19 protein-coding genes and 1 tRNA gene are annotated in these 14,967 nt (G+C 39.3%); 9 read left to right on the top strand and 11 right to left on the bottom strand.

Annotated elements, in window-relative coordinates:
• Positions 1-8: 8 nt before the first annotated feature.
• Genes EHQ16_RS07165 through EHQ16_RS07150 form a run of 4 tightly spaced genes read left to right on the top strand, consistent with a single transcriptional unit; the run spans position 9 to position 2,559 of the window.
• Positions 9-527, top strand: a complete 519-nt coding sequence (locus EHQ16_RS07165) for an RNA pyrophosphohydrolase (protein WP_135634338.1) — start codon at positions 9-11, stop codon at positions 525-527.
• Positions 528-548: 21 nt separating this feature from the next.
• Complete coding sequence (locus EHQ16_RS07160) at positions 549-836, top strand: acylphosphatase (RefSeq protein WP_135579934.1); 288 nt, start codon at positions 549-551, stop codon at positions 834-836.
• Position 837: 1 nt separating this feature from the next.
• On the top strand, positions 838-1,854 hold the full coding sequence (locus EHQ16_RS07155; RefSeq protein ID WP_135634339.1) for an aldo/keto reductase: 1,017 nt from the start codon (positions 838-840) through the stop codon (positions 1,852-1,854).
• Positions 1,855-1,869: 15 nt separating this feature from the next.
• Positions 1,870-2,559 (top strand): hypothetical protein, encoded by a 690-nt coding sequence (locus EHQ16_RS07150; protein WP_135634341.1) that lies wholly within the window; start codon positions 1,870-1,872, stop codon positions 2,557-2,559.
• On the opposite strand, the gene EHQ16_RS07145 is transcribed toward EHQ16_RS07150, so the two are convergent.
• From EHQ16_RS07145 to EHQ16_RS07120, 6 genes are all read right to left on the bottom strand, one after another.
• Positions 2,560-3,273, bottom strand: a complete 714-nt coding sequence (locus EHQ16_RS07145; protein ID WP_135634343.1) for a histidine phosphatase family protein — start codon at positions 3,271-3,273, stop codon at positions 2,560-2,562.
• Positions 3,274-3,705, bottom strand: a complete 432-nt coding sequence (locus EHQ16_RS07140; protein ID WP_135634345.1) for a hypothetical protein — start codon at positions 3,703-3,705, stop codon at positions 3,274-3,276.
• 21 nt (positions 3,706-3,726) lie between these two features.
• Positions 3,727-4,485 (bottom strand): EAL domain-containing protein, encoded by a 759-nt coding sequence (locus tag EHQ16_RS07135; RefSeq protein ID WP_135634347.1) that lies wholly within the window; start codon positions 4,483-4,485, stop codon positions 3,727-3,729.
• 105 nt (positions 4,486-4,590) lie between these two features.
• Entirely contained in the window at positions 4,591-5,616 is a 1,026-nt protein-coding gene (locus EHQ16_RS07130; protein WP_135634348.1) for a phosphotransferase family protein, read from the bottom strand.
• Positions 5,617-5,622: 6 nt separating this feature from the next.
• Entirely contained in the window at positions 5,623-6,798 is a 1,176-nt protein-coding gene (locus EHQ16_RS07125) for an acyl-CoA dehydrogenase family protein (RefSeq protein WP_135588202.1), read from the bottom strand.
• A gap of 46 nt (positions 6,799-6,844) precedes the next feature.
• Positions 6,845-7,747: a LysM peptidoglycan-binding domain-containing M23 family metallopeptidase gene (locus tag EHQ16_RS07120; RefSeq protein ID WP_135634350.1), complete on the bottom strand. Its 903-nt coding sequence runs from the start codon at positions 7,745-7,747 to the stop codon at positions 6,845-6,847.
• A 78-nt stretch (positions 7,748-7,825) separates the two neighbouring features.
• On the opposite strand from EHQ16_RS07120, the gene EHQ16_RS07115 reads away from it, so the two are divergent.
• Positions 7,826-8,725, top strand: a complete 900-nt coding sequence (locus EHQ16_RS07115; protein ID WP_135634352.1) for a CPBP family intramembrane glutamic endopeptidase — start codon at positions 7,826-7,828, stop codon at positions 8,723-8,725.
• The gene (locus tag EHQ16_RS07110) at positions 8,722-9,483 is read left to right on the top strand and encodes a hypothetical protein (RefSeq protein ID WP_135634354.1); all 762 of its coding nucleotides are present in this window, start codon (positions 8,722-8,724) and stop codon (positions 9,481-9,483) included. Before EHQ16_RS07115 ends, EHQ16_RS07110 begins: the two co-directional genes overlap by 4 nt.
• Positions 9,484-9,518: 35 nt before the next feature.
• Here EHQ16_RS07110 and EHQ16_RS07105 read toward each other — a convergent pair whose 3' ends face one another.
• Positions 9,519-9,854, bottom strand: coding sequence for a hypothetical protein (locus tag EHQ16_RS07105; protein WP_135579957.1), 336 nt, complete (start codon positions 9,852-9,854; stop codon positions 9,519-9,521).
• 21 nt (positions 9,855-9,875) lie between these two features.
• On the opposite strand from EHQ16_RS07105, the gene EHQ16_RS07100 reads away from it, so the two are divergent.
• Positions 9,876-10,304, top strand: a complete 429-nt coding sequence (locus EHQ16_RS07100; RefSeq protein ID WP_135634357.1) for a DUF423 domain-containing protein — start codon at positions 9,876-9,878, stop codon at positions 10,302-10,304.
• Here the strand turns inward: EHQ16_RS07100 and EHQ16_RS07095 are convergent.
• Positions 10,280-10,606: a hypothetical protein gene (locus tag EHQ16_RS07095; RefSeq protein WP_135588190.1), complete on the bottom strand. Its 327-nt coding sequence runs from the start codon at positions 10,604-10,606 to the stop codon at positions 10,280-10,282. The genes EHQ16_RS07100 and EHQ16_RS07095 overlap by 25 nt on opposite strands.
• A 31-nt stretch (positions 10,607-10,637) precedes the next feature.
• A complete protein-coding gene (locus EHQ16_RS07090; protein WP_135634359.1) occupies positions 10,638-12,143 on the bottom strand; it encodes a carboxypeptidase M32 in 1,506 nt (501 codons plus the stop codon).
• 83 nt (positions 12,144-12,226) lie between these two features.
• Between EHQ16_RS07090 and EHQ16_RS07085 the strand changes: the two genes are divergently transcribed.
• Positions 12,227-12,297, top strand: a tRNA-Gly gene (locus EHQ16_RS07085).
• A gap of 440 nt (positions 12,298-12,737) precedes the next feature.
• Positions 12,738-12,893 carry a hypothetical protein gene (locus EHQ16_RS19485; RefSeq protein ID WP_167482640.1) on the top strand — a complete coding sequence of 52 codons (156 nt, stop codon included), beginning with the start codon at positions 12,738-12,740 and terminating at the stop codon, positions 12,891-12,893.
• 2 nt (positions 12,894-12,895) lie between these two features.
• Here the strand turns inward: EHQ16_RS19485 and EHQ16_RS07080 are convergent, their stop codons facing one another.
• Both EHQ16_RS07080 and EHQ16_RS07075 read right to left on the bottom strand, forming a co-directional pair.
• Positions 12,896-13,504, bottom strand: coding sequence for a beta-class carbonic anhydrase (locus EHQ16_RS07080; protein ID WP_135634361.1), 609 nt, complete (start codon positions 13,502-13,504; stop codon positions 12,896-12,898).
• 329 nt (positions 13,505-13,833) lie between these two features.
• A complete protein-coding gene (locus EHQ16_RS07075; RefSeq protein ID WP_135634363.1) occupies positions 13,834-14,910 on the bottom strand; it encodes an alkene reductase in 1,077 nt (358 codons plus the stop codon).
• Positions 14,911-14,967 lie beyond the last annotated feature (57 nt).

The following is a 14,967-nucleotide window of genomic DNA, read 5'->3' as shown; positions in this document are numbered from 1 at the left end:
TTGCGAAAATGGATGATAGAGACATTCTAAGGATTATGACAGACAAACCCTACCGCAAAAACGTAGGCATGGTGGTTTTTAACTCTTCTGGAAAAGTGATTGTCGGAGAAAGGGTTCAGTTCCCAGGTTCTTGGCAATTCCCACAAGGTGGGATAGATGAAGGTGAGGATTATTTAGAAGCCGCTAAACGAGAATTATATGAAGAAATTGGGGTCAAAAAAGCAACCTATGTAACGGAATATCCTGATTGGATTCCTTACGACTTTCCCAACTCCCTCGGACTCAATTCCCACCTCCAAAAATTTCGTGGCCAATTACAAAGATGGATTTTGTTCTATTGGGATGGGACTTTGGAAGAATGTGATTTGCTCCACCACGAACAAGAATTTTTAACCATCCAGTTTATGGAAATAGAAGATACCATCCAATCGGTTGTGGAATTCAAAAAAGAAGTGTATGCGAAGTTTGTTCCTCTTTTTAAATCTGCCATCCAAAATTACATTGCAGAGAATTCAAAATCCAAGTAAGTTCTAGAAAGGAGACTATCTTTGGGAAAATCAGAAGAAGCAAGAGCGAGAATATTAGTACGGGGATTTGTGCAAGGGGTCGGATTTCGTTACTATATCCTCCAAAAAGCCCAAGAGATGAGACTCAAAGGTTATACTCAAAACTTACCCAATGGGGAAGTGGAAGCAGTTGTAGAAGGTGACAAACTTTTTATCGAAGATTTGTACAGAGCCATGCAACGGGGGCCCACAAAAGCAAAAGTAAAGGATCATGTCATTGAATGGAGTGATCCAAAAAATCAGTTCAGAACTTTTTTAATTAAAAAATAACATGAAAAAACGAAGACTTGGTAAAACAGGAATGGTGGTATCCGAAATTTGTATGGGTACCATGACATTTGGCTCCTCGTGTAACGAAGATGAGGCATTTCGAATTTTGGATCGTGCTTATGATGCCGGAATCGATTTTTATGACACTGCAGAAATTTATCCAGTCCCTCCACAAAAATCATGGGTTCACAGAACCGAAGAAATTTTTGGAAAATGGATCAAAACAAAACCTAGGGATGGACTGATCATCGCAACAAAAGTGGCAGGTCCTGGCCATGGTTGGTTTAGCCCTCCTCTTCGCGAAGGAAAAACTGCATTAGACAAATACCATATCCGCCGTGCGATTGAAGGTTCCTTACAGAGATTAGGTGTTGAAACCATCGATTTGTACCAAACCCATTGGCCAGACCATGACATGCACTATGATGAAACCATGGAAGCACTCACCGAGCTGAAAGAGGAAGGAAAAATTAGATACGCTGGTTGTTCCAATGAAACATCTTTTGGGTTGATGAAAAGTCTTTGGACTTCCGACAAATACAATCTCATTCGGTATGATTCGATTCAAAATAATTTTTCCATTCTCAACCGTCGTTTTGAGGATGAGTTAGCGCAAGTTTGTCGAAAAGAAGGGGTGTCATTATTACCTTATTCGCCACTTGCTGGTGGTGTACTCACTGGTAAATACAATGGATCTGTTCCTCCAGAAGGTTCTAGATTTGTTCGTTATATGGCAGAGGGCGATAGACAAAAGCGAATGGCCTCTCGTTTCCTAAATGAAAACACTTTGGCTTCCACTGCAGAATTAATGAAAATTGCGGAAAAATATGGAATGAGTTCTACCGTTCTATCTGTTGCTTGGAGCAAACAACATGACTATGTTGCCTCTACCATCATTGGAGCCAATACGGTCGCTCAACTAGAAGAATCATTAAAAGCAACTGATGTCATTTTGTCTGAGGAAATTCTTTCAGAAATCAATCTTGTTTCTAAGAAGATCCAATACCCAATGGGTTAAGGTAAATAAAAACCAATGAGTTCTAATTCTTACGATGATCATTTAGAAAAAAAATCCGATGGCGAACCAAATCCATCAGAGAAAAAAATTTCCAAGTTCGAAAAGATCACTTCGGGAATTTTTCGAAAACTTTTGATTTTATTTTTAATTACCTATTTATTTCCAGAATGTTCCAGTTTTGGGCCCAAAAATGCACAAAGTAGTCTTATTATTGTTCATATGACAATTGTTAAAGATGAAATGATTTTAGATGAGCTCATTGATCCGAGATTTCAAAAGGTTACTCTTAGAAAGGGTGAAAAGTCTTTTGAATACAATGAAAGTTCGGAACACTACTATTACTTTCAAAATTTAAAAGAAGGTCAGTACGAAATTCATGATGCCGTACATCTTTTGAATCGTGGTGCATCCGACTTTGCCTTTGGAAGTACCAAACAACCAACAAAAATTGATATCGATTTTGATAGAAAGGATATTGAAAAATCGCGAGTGGATCTACAACCGGGAACTGTTGTGTTTCTTGGAAGTTTTCATGTGACTGTCGATTTTAAATTCCAAGAAGAACCAAAAATTACAGTTCGGCAAAGTAAAACTAACGAAGAAGAACTAGCTGCAATGGAACATTTATATAAAAATTTTCCAAGAACTGGTTGGGGACAAAAAGCAAAAAATAGAATGAAACTCCTTTCTTCTTTTGCTCAATAGTTATACTAAAGTCACTAAATCTGGGTCTTGTAAATGAGGTGTGTTATTCCAACTCACAGGTTCCCAATGACCATTTTCTCTTCTAAAAATACTGAGTGAAGAATTAGTAATCGATTTCATAAACACCGGGAACTCAACCGGTTGCATTTTACAAGATAGGCCCATCATAATTGCAATGGGTGTACTGGAAGAAACAACGAGTGTACTTTTTACATCTCCTGGAATCTCTTTGGGTCCAAAAGAAACCTTCTCCACATATTCTTGGAAAGTATATGGTTCCACAGGATCCCAAACTCCGTGAACCCAATCATTCAAAACAATTTGGATGAGTTCCTGGAAATAATCCCTTGTTTCCTCTTTTCCTTCTTCCCAAGCTTTTTTATAAGATTCATAAAGATTAGCAAAATTATCATTCGCATGACGAATCTTAGCTGCAAGACCAAGCCACATTTTGGAATCAAATTCATCCCAAGCAGAATTTACACCTGGTTCCGGAATACAAAACCGGTCGTTAGTGAAACTTTCGATGATTCCTTGTGCAGTTTGTTTTTGTCGGTTGAGTGTACCTGTATAAACTGAATCAAATTCGATTCGTTGGCTTTTGAAATACTCACCTAGTAATTTTGCTTGTTTCCAACCATGTTCTGTCAGTTGGTCGTAGTTTTTTCCGAGTCGATCGGCCTGTCCGTGGCGCACCAAATACAATAAAGACATTTATGTTTGGAACCTCGGATTGGAAACACTCAGTGTTTCTTTTAATTGGTTTTTTGCAAAATTCCAAACAGTACTTCCTGGTTTTAAATCCAAACCGGAATTGTTCTGAGATTGTCTTCGAATTTCTTTGGCAAATTCTTTATTCCAATCAAGTAAGAGGTTGTATTTTTCTTTCCTACTCAATCTAGAAAACTGAATTTCGTCCAAGTCGGTTTCTAATTTAGAAATTTTTAAGTTTAGATCTAAGATGTTGTATCTATCTCTTTCAAATTCGGAGGATTCGGTTTCTCTTGCAATGACACCCAACATATTCCAAGAAACTAATGTTTTGTATGATAACAAATCATCTCCTTCCAACTTAGGAAGCAGGTCTTTCATTAAAAAATCCTGAATGGCTGAAATGAGTTCCTTTGTTTCTGGTCTATATTGCACAATTTACTCCCATAACATTACTTAAGCGACTGCCTGTAACGTTCCATATTTGAATAAAAAACCTTGTCCTAAATCAAAACCCGTTTTGGTGGCAATTTCCAAATCTGCCTGAGTTTCGATTCCTTCCAAAATACATTGGATTTTTTGCAATTTTGCAAAGGCCAAAAATCCTTTTAAAATCTCAGAATAGTTTTTGTCGGTGCGAAGTAAAGACAACCAACGCCGATCAAACTTTAAATAACTCGCACCTTCTAAAAATTCAAAACAAAATAAATTGTTTTTCCCACCAATATCATCCAAAGCAAAAGGAATGTTCATTTCTTTGAGATGATTCATACAAAACTTTGAATCCTCAACTGAGGCATAGTCTGTATTTTCAATGAGTTCGCACACGATATTTTTTTCCTTCTTAAAAACAGATTCCCAATGGTCTGAATGAATTTCCTTACTATAAACATGGGCATCCATATTCAAAAACAATGGATATCCTTCAGGGCGATTTTGGATTTGAAAGTTCTTCAATTTTTTCTCAAAATCGAAAAAGAATCCAGGATCGTTGTGTAAAATTTGGAAGGCTCGGTCGGGTGCAATTTTTCCACCATTTGTATAAAACCGCGCCAGTGCTTCATAAGCCACTGTTTTCTTCTCCAAAATAGATACGATTGGTTGGTATTCCGAAGCAAAACTACCATTCCAATAGATGGTTTCCAAAGATTGATACTCTTCCCAGTACCTTGGCAATTGGAAGACATCCATTCCTAAATCCAAAGTTTGTTCCATAAAAACCCCCCACTCTTTCCAGAAAAGTGCAGGAGAAGTTAGAGTCAAGATAATTGAGACTAATTCTCAATACAGTGAATGGACATAATATACGGAAATTTCCGTTTAGCTTTGCAGAGATTCAATGAGTCGCATGGCTTCCCATTCCATCTCTGCGGTTCGTCGGCCAATGGCTGCGAGTTCTATCCCTTTGTCTTTACCAGAAAGATGTCTCTCTGTTTGTTGGGCACTTCCAATGGCCCAACGAACATTACCCATAATTTCCCAGAAAGTAACTTTGAAAGGATCCACTGGGATACCGGAAGTTTTTTGGTAAGCGTCGTAAAAATCTTTGCGATCTCCAAAACCACCGACTTCTTTATTTAGGCGACCAAACCTCCAGTCGCGCATACACAACCAAGCAATGTCTTCATGACGATCACCAAAGTGAGCAAATTCATAATCTAAAATTCCTTGGAGTCCCTCGGCATTCATCATAAAATTCCCCGTGCGAAAATCTCCATGTACAAGGACAATTTCATCAATCGAAGGGGCATTGGATTCCAACCATAACAAACACAATTCAATGGCTGGGTGAGCTTCAGGAAGTTCGTCTAACGACTGTCTTAGATCGGAAATAGCAATGGAGATATAATTTTCTTTGGTAACAATTTTTAGTTTTTGTTTTAGTTCTTCATCGGAAACAGAACTGGGTTTTACTGTATGAAGTTTGGCTAAGTTTTCTGCCAGATCCGTTACCATCTGTGTTTTACGATAGGAATCTAATTCTTTATCTTTGGTGATGTAACGGCCAGTGGCTTTGCCTCCAATTTTTTCCATAAGAAAAAAAGGGGAACCAATGACCTCGGGAGTTTCTTCCAGAAATACAGGAGTGGGAGTTTTGACACCGGCTTTGTAAACAAGTTCGGCCACTTTGAATTCATCTCGTTTGGACAATGAAGAAAGCAAACTGGCACCTTTGTCAGTTCTTAGAACTAACGATTGTTTACCGGATCTGGAAACCAAGTCCAATGAATAATTATCTTGGCAAGCCCCTCCACTTAGATGGTGGATCTGGGAGACTTTTACATCATCTTTCCAAACCCTTGATAAGTGAAGTTCCACTTTTTCCTGTAGTTCATTCATTTCCATGGTTTTCTAAAAGTCCCACTTCTCGGATACGTAGTTTCGACCAATGACCATTTTATGCACCTCAGATGGCCCATCAGCAATCCTTGCCGCCCGAGCATCGCGATAAAACAATTCAAGCGGTAGGTCTCGGGAATACCCTTTGCCCCCACAAATTTGAATTGCCATATCAATGGTATTACAGAGGGATTCACTGACTTTCCATTTTGCCATAGAAGTTTCTTGGCGGGCATCCTTTCCGGTTTTTAATAACCAAGCCGCTTTTAAAGTGAGAAGAAAAGCCATTTCAATTTCTGTGGCACGTTCCGCAAACATCCATTGGATTCCTTGGTGGTCTGCGATTCTTGAACTAAAAACTTGTCTTTCTTTCGCATAACTTCGTGCAATCGAAAGAGCCCTTCTTGCCATTCCCGTCCAACGCATACAATGAGTCAAACGAGCAGGACCTAGCCTCTCTTGGGATAATCGGAAACCCTCTCCGATACGACCAAGGATCATATCTTCTGGAACTTCAACATTTTCAAAATTGAGTTCACAGTGCCCGCCTGGTCCATGAGAGCCCATCAGTTCAATTTCTCGAACCATTGTATAACCTTTCGCATCGGTTGGCACAAGAAACATTGTAGTTTTGCGGAAACTTCCATTCACCTTTGCCATCACAATCAAATACTTAGATCCATTGGCTCCTGTGCAGTACCATTTGCGACCATTGAGGATGTATTTATCCCCTTGTTTTTCAGCATTAGTTTGTAAGGTGGTGGGATCGGAGCCGGCACCAGGCGCCGGTTCTGTCATCGCAAAACCAGTTCGTAATTCACCTTTGATGAGTGGATGGAGAATGAGTTCTTTTTGTTTTTCTGTGGCTGCCAAAGAAAGCAAATGCATATTACCTTCATCAGGAGCATCACAGTTAAATATATAAGGAGCTATCGGTGAACGACCCAGTTCACTAAAAATAATACAAGTGCCGATTAAATCTAAACCCAATCCACCTTCTGATTTAGGAAGATGAGGTGTCCAAAAACCAGCGGCTTTTACTTTAGCGCGCGCTTGTTGGTTGATATCTTCTGGCATTCGACCTTTTTCATAATCATAATGTTTTTCCAGAGGAATGATTTCATTTGTGATGAAGTCTTGGATGTTTTTGCGAAGTGTTTCCACTTCTTGGGAAATTTCAAAGTCCATTGATTCCCAGAATTACAAGAATCAATAACTAACGTAAAATCTTTTTTTAGTGAGATCGAAAAATAGGTCTTTCACGTTTTGAATTTCTTCTAATTTCAAAATGCAAATGTGAACCGGTCGCTCTACCTGTTTGTCCTACTTCCCCAATTTTTTGTCCCTTTTTTACTTTCTGACCAACGTTTATACTAAAATCAAAAAGATGTCCATAACGAGTTTCATAACCCAAACTATGTTTTAAGATGATTAAATTTCCATAACCACCTTGTTTGCCTTTAAAAACAACTTCACCATCCATAGAGGCAAATACGTCTGATCCTTGTTCGGCGGCCAAATCAATCCCACCATGGAAGGTTTCTTTTTTTGTAAATGGATCTAATCGTTTTCCAAAACCAGAAGAGATACGAGCTTCCGTTAATGGAAACTGAAATCCGAAACCATAGAAAAAAGATTTTTCAGATTTACCCATAGAAATTCCAGGTAAAAACCATTTTCCTCTTTCTGAATCAAATTGTAATTTATTGGAATCAAGATTATATTTTTCGGCTAACTTTAATTTGGTTTTTTCATCACCACTTCCTTCTTCAGGATGAAAGGTTCCTCGCATATTGGGAATTTCTAAAACCATACCTGGTGATAAATCATGAGGAGAACTTAATTCATTCACAGAAGATAGAGTTTCCAAATCCATTCCAGTGCGTGCCATGATCCTAAAAAAATTATCTTCTTTGCGCACCTTGTATTCGTAGTATTTCAGAGGGATGAGTTCCTCTCGTTTCACACCAGATTTCGAAATCCTTAAGTTTTCCTTGATTTCCGAACGAAGATTTTTAAGGGATGGGTTGGAATATTCTAGATTTGCCAGTGTGATGGGACTTGCCGCAAGAGATGAAAAAACAGAGAGAGTGCTTAGAAACAAGGCCCATTTTGGAAAATCTACGGTTTTAGACATAATCTTCTAATTTGAATATCGGCCATTTTCTAAAAAAACGATGACGATTCTTGCCGAAATTGAGGAACTGTAAGGCAGATGCAGAATCGTTTTTTTGAGATCTTTCGGCTCACTGCCTATTCTTTAGGTCTCGTATATGTATGTTCCTTCTTTTATTCCGTTATTTTTTTAGCCTTCGTCAACAATTCGGTGCTTGGTGATCGAATCCCCGAAGACCAACTTCTCCCCCTTTACGAAGAGTATTGGGAAGGCAAAATGGACTTTTCCACGATGCTTACCGAATACGAAAAAATTGTGACACCCATCAAGGAACAATTCCAGAAAGAAATTACTGAAAACCCGAGTTTGTTACTCTCACAATTTTACGATAAGGTATTTTCTGAAAAACCCCACTACCTACTCGGGCATTCCATTCCATGGTTTTTATGTTATGTGGGATTAGGTTATTTGCTTTATAAAAAAGTATTACAAATTCCTGTCACAAATCTTCAAGACGAATTGTCTGTACCTATTTTACTCCGAGGCATCGCCAACGGATTTTTATGTTTTATTGTAGTGGTTCTCTTTGGACTAGCCTTAGAAAAACTTTCCGTACCTGTAGAATCTGGAGTTTTTGCCAAAAAACTTTATGAAGCCATTCATGGAAATGCATACCTACTTGCATGGGGAATTTATGTTGTGGGAATCATTACGGGAATTTTGGAAGAAATTTTCTTTAGAGGTTTTTTGTTAAAGGCCTTTATCGATAAGGGTCTTGCTCAAGAAGGTTTGTTCATCGTTTCTCTTTTATTTGGATGGCTCCACTACGGTGAAGGAACATCCATTGCCATTCCATTTATTATTTGTGGTGTGGGTATGTTCTTTGGATATATCTATATCAAAACAGGAAATATATGGATCGCTATGGCTTGTCATGCCACATACAACTCGTTAGGTTTAATCAACGCTTACCTTCAACTTCCTGGAGTGCAGTCATGAATTTCATTTTAAAAGGATTCCTATCCTTTATTGTTTATTTTAGTTTTCTTCTATTGTTTTCGACCTCTGGTTTTAGTTCTCTTTTTGCAGGAGAAACAGTAGAAGTTCTGGGTGGCCCCGAAGATGTTAACCTTCGCTTGGTGGCACTTTTAAACAAATTAGATCCTGATTTTTATGCACACGAAAAAACACAAGGGTTTGTTTACAGATATAGAAATCGTTGGAAAAACCCATACGATTTTGATATCTATGTAGGGAAGGTTGGAAAAACATCTCCAGATTCGATCATTCGTATTGAGTCACCAAGGCGTGGTCAAGAGAGAATGTGGAAAGAAATTATGGAACAAGAGTTACTCCAAAAACCTCCCCATGAATCTGCAGTGCCTTTGTCGGAAAAATATCATGCCATTTCGCAAGGTCTGAATTTAATCACACCAATGGCTTCTGTTGGTTATAACTCTTGGAACTCTCCCCTCTTTTCAAATCGAGATACATTTGTGAGTATGGGTATTTATCTTTTATGTGATTTGATTTTGGCAGGTGGTGCCTATATGTATGCCCAAGACAAATTACCTAAAAAAAATATTTGGGATAATATGCTAAATACAAAGGGTCCAGGAAATGTTTGGGAATCACCGAATGCCGTGGGTGTATTTGCTGCCCTTGCTGTCTCGAGGGCCGTTCGAGCTTTTGATGCTTGGGAAGATACAGCAGCACATAACAAAACTGCACAGTTTGGTTGGTCGTTTAAATTTTAATTGTTCTAATCGACCAACCATTTCCAAATTTTTATTTATGATTTGAATAGATCTCTTGCGGCGTCGGCAGCACTGGATCTTTCAAAGTCTTCTCTTTCAATTAAAGTTAAATCCAAACCTTCTTTATCAATTCGACTTAGAATCTTTCCAATATCAGCCACCTTACTCAATTTAGTTGCTAAATATTTAAAAGTGACTCCACAATCAGGGCATTTTTTATCTTTTAGATAATTGAGTCCTAATTTTTTACAATTCCCACAAGTTCCGTAGAGATCATCGATATAGAGTAGTTGTTTTTTTACATCTTCCACATTGAGTTGTCGCCAAACTCTAACAAATTTAGTATTCTTTCCGGATGTATCTGAAGTCATAGGCAATAGGAAGTATCGATTATGAATCTTGTCAAGAAGCAATCCTCTGCGATTTTAATCCTAGCCATTTGTCTTTTCGGTTTTTTAGCTGTTGCCATTGGTGCATTCGGGGCACACGGACTTAAAAAAATAATATCCCCAGAACTTATGGTAATTTTTGAAACGGGAAATCGTTACCATTTTTATCATACACTGACTGCACTCATTTCATTTTTATTGTTACAACAATCACTCCAATCGGATGCACCAAGTAAAAGCAAAACATTGTTAACAGTTGCCACTTGGGCGTTTCTATTAGGAATTCTAATTTTTTCTTTTAGTTTGTATGCCCTGGCAATCACAGGGATTCGCGTTTTAGGAGCCATCACTCCTATAGGAGGAGTGAGTTTTTTAATAGGTTGGATTTGTTTAGGATTAGGATCTTTTTATCTCTTTGTTCCAAAGAAATAGTGACCTTGTTTACTAATTAAATTTCTAGAAATTAAGCCGTCTGCGATGAGTAACAACCCTTCTGCGGCGGCTTTTTTAGCTTCTTCTGGACTATCTTTTTGAAGAGCCATGAGTTCGTGTACATACTTTCGTTTTTGTACATCCAAAACTCCAAGCATGGAACCTGCGATTTTTTCATCCATTTGCATGAACGCCAAGGCAAGTGTTTGTGGAGGTGTTTCGATACATAAATAATACAAAGCTAAATTATCAAAATATGATAGTTGGCTTAGTTTTTCTAATACTTGTTCTGATCCTGACATAGAATTCCTTTGAATACTCTTTATTGATTTATTATTTTGTTACTTCTTTGATTTTTCCATTCAAATAGGAAATCAAATGTTTGGAATCTGCCGCTTCACCGGTAGCCTGTTTCATCAAGCTGTCCACGTCATAAATTTTACCTTTAGAGTGAATGTTTTTTCGGAGCCAACCCAGTAGGTCAGAAAAATCACCTTTCGTAGAGAATTTGTTATGCGAATCAGGGAATTCTTCTGTGAATTTTTTGAAAAATTGTGAACTGAAAATATTTCCTAATGTATACGTAGGGAAATATCCAAAAGCTCCCATCGACCAGTGGATATCTTGTAAAACACCTTCGGCATCATTCTCAATGGTTAGGCCGAAACTTTCTTTCATCTTGGTATTCCAAATTTCAGGTAGATCCTTTACTTGGATTTTTCCATTGATGAGATCTCTTTCAATTTCAAATCGCAAAATGATATGAAGGTTGTAAGTAACCTGGTCAGCTTCCACTCTTACTTTAGTTTTTTCAGTGCTATTGATGTATTGGTATAATTCTTTAAAAGGAAGTTCCTTATCTGACAAATCAAAATCGGATAACAAAATAGGATAAACAAATTCCCAAAATGGTAAGGAACGTCCCACCTGATTTTCCCACAATCGACTTTGAGATTCATGGATTCCCAAACTTAAAAATTCTGTTATCGGAGTGGGCCAATTTGGCATAGCTGACAATCCAGATTCGTAAAGAGAATGACCAGTTTCATGTAACACACCAAAGATGGAAGAAAGTGGATCAGTTTCTGAATATCTAGTTGTGATTCGTTTATCACCTTTTCCCAAACTTGTAGAAAACGGATGGTTACTTGTATCCAATCTCGATTCTTTTGTAGTGAGTCCAAGAAGTGATGGCAAACGATTACAAAATTTGGTTTGTTTCTCGATAGATATAGGTTCTGGAAATGGATTTTTGAATTTAGGTGCTGTGGACACGATAGGAACCAGGGATGCTTTCAAATCAGAAAACAAAGTTTGAATTTGACTGGCTTTGGCACCTTTTTCATAACTATCGAGCAGTGCATCATAAGGTTCGGTCGTATAACCAAAGTAATCTGCTTGTTTTTTAGATAATTGAACTAGTTCCTCTAATCGTTTTGCAAAGGATTGGAAGTTTTTTTCTTTTTTTGCTTCAGCCCATTCCGCATGTGCGAGGTTGGTTACTTTTGCAAATTCGGAAACAAACTCCGAGGGCAATTTATCAGCCTTCTCCTTTTCTTCCATCAGGACTTCCAATTCACGATTCCAAAGGGATCGTTCGGATTCAGGTAGTTCACCGATAGATTGTTTCGCAGATTGAATTTGGTTTAAAAAAGATTTATCAGTCATCCAATCGTGGGTGAGCTCTGCCACCGCAGCAATTTGAGCTGATCGGTATTCTCGCCCCTCTTCCGGCATCATCACTTCCGAGTCCCAATGGAGGACAGATGCTACGTCTTGGAATAATTTGATTTTACGATATTGTTTTCGGTAATTTTCGAGTGCTTGGGGCAGGGCCATAGTCTCATTTTCTTCCTCCCACACTTTCTGGAACCAAAAATCATTGACCCCTTACCCACAACCAAAACTATGTATTTACTGTCGCGGGTGTGGTGTAACGGTAGCACAGCAGCCTTCCAAGCTTCTGGCGAGGGTTCGAGCCCCTTCGCCCGCAAAAGACAGACTCCTTTTTCCAAAATCCAATCATCATCAAAGAATCTATCCGAAGGGATCGAACAGTGGCGCGAGCTGGTTTGTGAGTGACCCATAGGGAACGAACAAATCAGTAAGAAAGCCACGATGGCTTTCGACGAGCGGCACCGTGACTCGGAGCGTTGTGAGGACACGACGTCCGAACAGCGGAGAGGGCGAGCCCCTTCGCCCGCAAAAGACAGACTCCTTTTTTTCAAAATCCAATCATCATCAAAGAATCTATCCGAAGGAATCGAACAGTGACGCGAGCTGGTTTGTGAGTGACCCATAGGGAACGAACAAATCAGTAAGAAAGCCACGATGGCTTTCGACGAGCGGCACCGTGACTCGGAGCGTTGTGAGGACACGACGTCCGAACAGCGGAGAGGGCGAGCCCCTTCGCCCGCGCGTACAGGATGGGATATGAGTATCCCCGCCCGATTGGAGGGTGGGGAACTAGACCCGCCACCCAATGACTCCCTTCTATCACAATCCTCTCATTTACGAAATCCGAATCCCAAAACCCTGGAATTTATTTTGGGAAAGTTCGTATTATTACTTTTGCCTGCTTGGCTTTAGTATTAAGAAGCTCTTCCAATCTTCGTTGCTTCTTTGACTTCTACCAGTTTTCCCGTTTTAACATCATAATAGTATCCATAGACTGGAATGTCTTTGGGAATCAAAGGATGGTTTCGGATTCTTTTGACATCGTCGATCACACTTTGTTCTAAGTTTTCGAAGGTTAGAAAAGGGATGAACTTCGCTTCCTCGGAACCACCAGATTCCTCTACATTACGCCAGCCATTGGAATCAATGGTTGCCGTTTTTAAACTTTTGGAAAGGAGGTTACGAATGATCGGATCTGTGAATAACTCCATTCCACAGTCAGAGTGGTGGATCACAAAAAATTCTTTGGTTCCTAATAGTTTATAAGAAATCACCAAAGAACGAATCGCATCATCGCTCGCGCGGCCACCAGCGTTTCGAATCACATGGGCATCTCCTTCTGCAAGGCCGGCATATTTGGCAGGATCCAGTCTCGCATCCATACAGGTGAGGATGGTAAAACTTCTCGCAGGAGGTAGGGCAAGTTCGCCTTTTTTCCCAAATTCCGATGCATATTTTTCATTAGCACCAATGACTTCCTTATGGATTTTGCTTGTTTCTTGTTGGATGGGTGTGTTTGACATAGTGGATACAAAATTCACTATAACAGACATGCCAAGGAAAGAATTTGTTCGGGATGGATTTCCTCTCTGAATCTGTACATTGGATTTGGCAAATGACCAAGAGATTGGAGATGGATGGAAAAGGTAAAAATTTATATCGAGTTAGGTGCTCTCGGCCCGCGCCAGGGATACGGAAGGCATGGTCACCTGCGATCGTTAGATGGCAGGTGACGGGAGCGAACGCGCACCCTGGAGTAGCCCGTTCATTTTACCAAATGATTTTGGATTTGGTTTAAATTGAGGCGCCAAAAAAATAACACTTACCTTTAATCCGAAAGTGTTAACTATTGTTAGTTTGCCAGAGCGTAATCCGTATATCCTTTTTCACCAGGTGAATACAGAGTAGTTTGGTCAAAAGCCGCTAGTGCAATATTCTTTTGGAATCTTGTGACTAAGTCTGGATTGGCTAGAAATGGTTTTCCAAAAGCAACTAAGTCAGCATTGCCGGAGGACAAATCTTTTTCTGCACGTTCTGCATCGTAACCACCACTGAGGATGAGTGTTCCCTTAAAGGCTTTTCTGATGTTCTGAACTGTTTCTGGTTCTACCGTTGGAGCACCCATAGAAGAATGATCCACCAAATGGATGTAAACAATTCCCACTTGATTTAGTTTATCAGCTAACAATGAATATTCGTCATGAGTTTCTGGGAATGGGAAAAGGTCATTGTAAGCACCGTAAGGAGACAAACGGATAGCGGTTTTATCTTTTCCAATGGCTTCGCTCACAGCAGTTGCCACTTCGACAACAAATCGAATTCGATTTTCGATAGACCCGCCATATTCATCTGTACGTTGGTTGGATGATGGGTGTAAAAACTGTTCCAACAAATATCCATTGGCTGCATGTAATTCAACACCATCAAATCCCGCCTTTACTGCATTTTTAGCAGCATTTACAAATTCTTCTTTGGTTGTTAATAATTCTTGTTTGGATAATTCATGGGGAGTGGAATGATCTTTCATTCCATCGGCATCGGTCCAGATTTGGCCTTTGGCAAGAATCGGAGAAGGTCCAACTACTTTTGCACCTTTTGGTAAATTGAGTTCATGAGCAATACGACCTGTATGCATCAATTGAACAAAAATTCTACTGCCCTTCGCATGAACTTTGTCTGTTACTTTTTTCCAAGCAATCGTTTGTTCTTCAGAAAAGATTCCAGGGATTCTCGCATAACCAAGGCCATTCGGTGATGGAGATGTTCCTTCTGTCACGATGAGTCCAGCTTCAGCTCTTTGTTCATAGTAAGTGGCGACAATGTCGCCAGGAACATTTCCAAGGGAACGGGAACGGGTCATGGGAGCCATCACCACTTTATTTTTTAAGGTTAGATTTCCTAATTTCGCTTCTGAAAATAATGATTTCACAAGGTTCTCCAAATTTGATTGATAAAAAATAGACTACAACATCAAGTGATTTGATAT

The sequence above is a fragment of the Leptospira kanakyensis genome (assembly GCF_004769235.1).
Lineage (GTDB): Bacteria > Spirochaetota > Leptospiria > Leptospirales > Leptospiraceae > Leptospira_A > Leptospira_A kanakyensis.
The sequence above is the reverse complement of the archived record's forward strand: the minus strand, read 5'-3'. Positions and strand labels throughout refer to the sequence as shown.

What these genes read in the sequence shown, in the direction of transcription:
- EHQ16_RS07120 (WP_135634350.1), bottom strand. Translation starts at nt 7,747, where the DNA reads ATGTCTAAAACCGTAGATTTTCCAAAATGGGCCTTGTTTCTAAGCACT.
- EHQ16_RS07125 (WP_135588202.1), bottom strand. Translation starts at nt 6,798, where the DNA reads ATGGACTTTGAAATTTCCCAAGAAGTGGAAACACTTCGCAAAAACATC.
- EHQ16_RS07110 (WP_135634354.1), top strand. Translation starts at nt 8,722, where the DNA reads ATGAATTTCATTTTAAAAGGATTCCTATCCTTTATTGTTTATTTTAGT.
- EHQ16_RS07105 (WP_135579957.1), bottom strand. Translation starts at nt 9,854, where the DNA reads ATGACTTCAGATACATCCGGAAAGAATACTAAATTTGTTAGAGTTTGG.
- EHQ16_RS07080 (WP_135634361.1), bottom strand. Translation starts at nt 13,504, where the DNA reads ATGTCAAACACACCCATCCAACAAGAAACAAGCAAAATCCATAAGGAA.
- EHQ16_RS07135 (WP_135634347.1), bottom strand. Translation starts at nt 4,485, where the DNA reads ATGGAACAAACTTTGGATTTAGGAATGGATGTCTTCCAATTGCCAAGG.
- EHQ16_RS19485 (WP_167482640.1), top strand. Translation starts at nt 12,738, where the DNA reads ATGAGTATCCCCGCCCGATTGGAGGGTGGGGAACTAGACCCGCCACCC.
- EHQ16_RS07115 (WP_135634352.1), top strand. Translation starts at nt 7,826, where the DNA reads ATGCAGAATCGTTTTTTTGAGATCTTTCGGCTCACTGCCTATTCTTTA.
- EHQ16_RS07145 (WP_135634343.1), bottom strand. Translation starts at nt 3,273, where the DNA reads ATGTCTTTATTGTATTTGGTGCGCCACGGACAGGCCGATCGACTCGGA.
- EHQ16_RS07155 (WP_135634339.1), top strand. Translation starts at nt 838, where the DNA reads ATGAAAAAACGAAGACTTGGTAAAACAGGAATGGTGGTATCCGAAATT.
- EHQ16_RS07165 (WP_135634338.1), top strand. Translation starts at nt 9, where the DNA reads ATGGATGATAGAGACATTCTAAGGATTATGACAGACAAACCCTACCGC.
- EHQ16_RS07090 (WP_135634359.1), bottom strand. Translation starts at nt 12,143, where the DNA reads ATGGCCCTGCCCCAAGCACTCGAAAATTACCGAAAACAATATCGTAAA.
- EHQ16_RS07100 (WP_135634357.1), top strand. Translation starts at nt 9,876, where the DNA reads ATGAATCTTGTCAAGAAGCAATCCTCTGCGATTTTAATCCTAGCCATT.
- EHQ16_RS07130 (WP_135634348.1), bottom strand. Translation starts at nt 5,616, where the DNA reads ATGGAAATGAATGAACTACAGGAAAAAGTGGAACTTCACTTATCAAGG.
- EHQ16_RS07150 (WP_135634341.1), top strand. Translation starts at nt 1,870, where the DNA reads ATGAGTTCTAATTCTTACGATGATCATTTAGAAAAAAAATCCGATGGC.
- EHQ16_RS07095 (WP_135588190.1), bottom strand. Translation starts at nt 10,606, where the DNA reads ATGTCAGGATCAGAACAAGTATTAGAAAAACTAAGCCAACTATCATAT.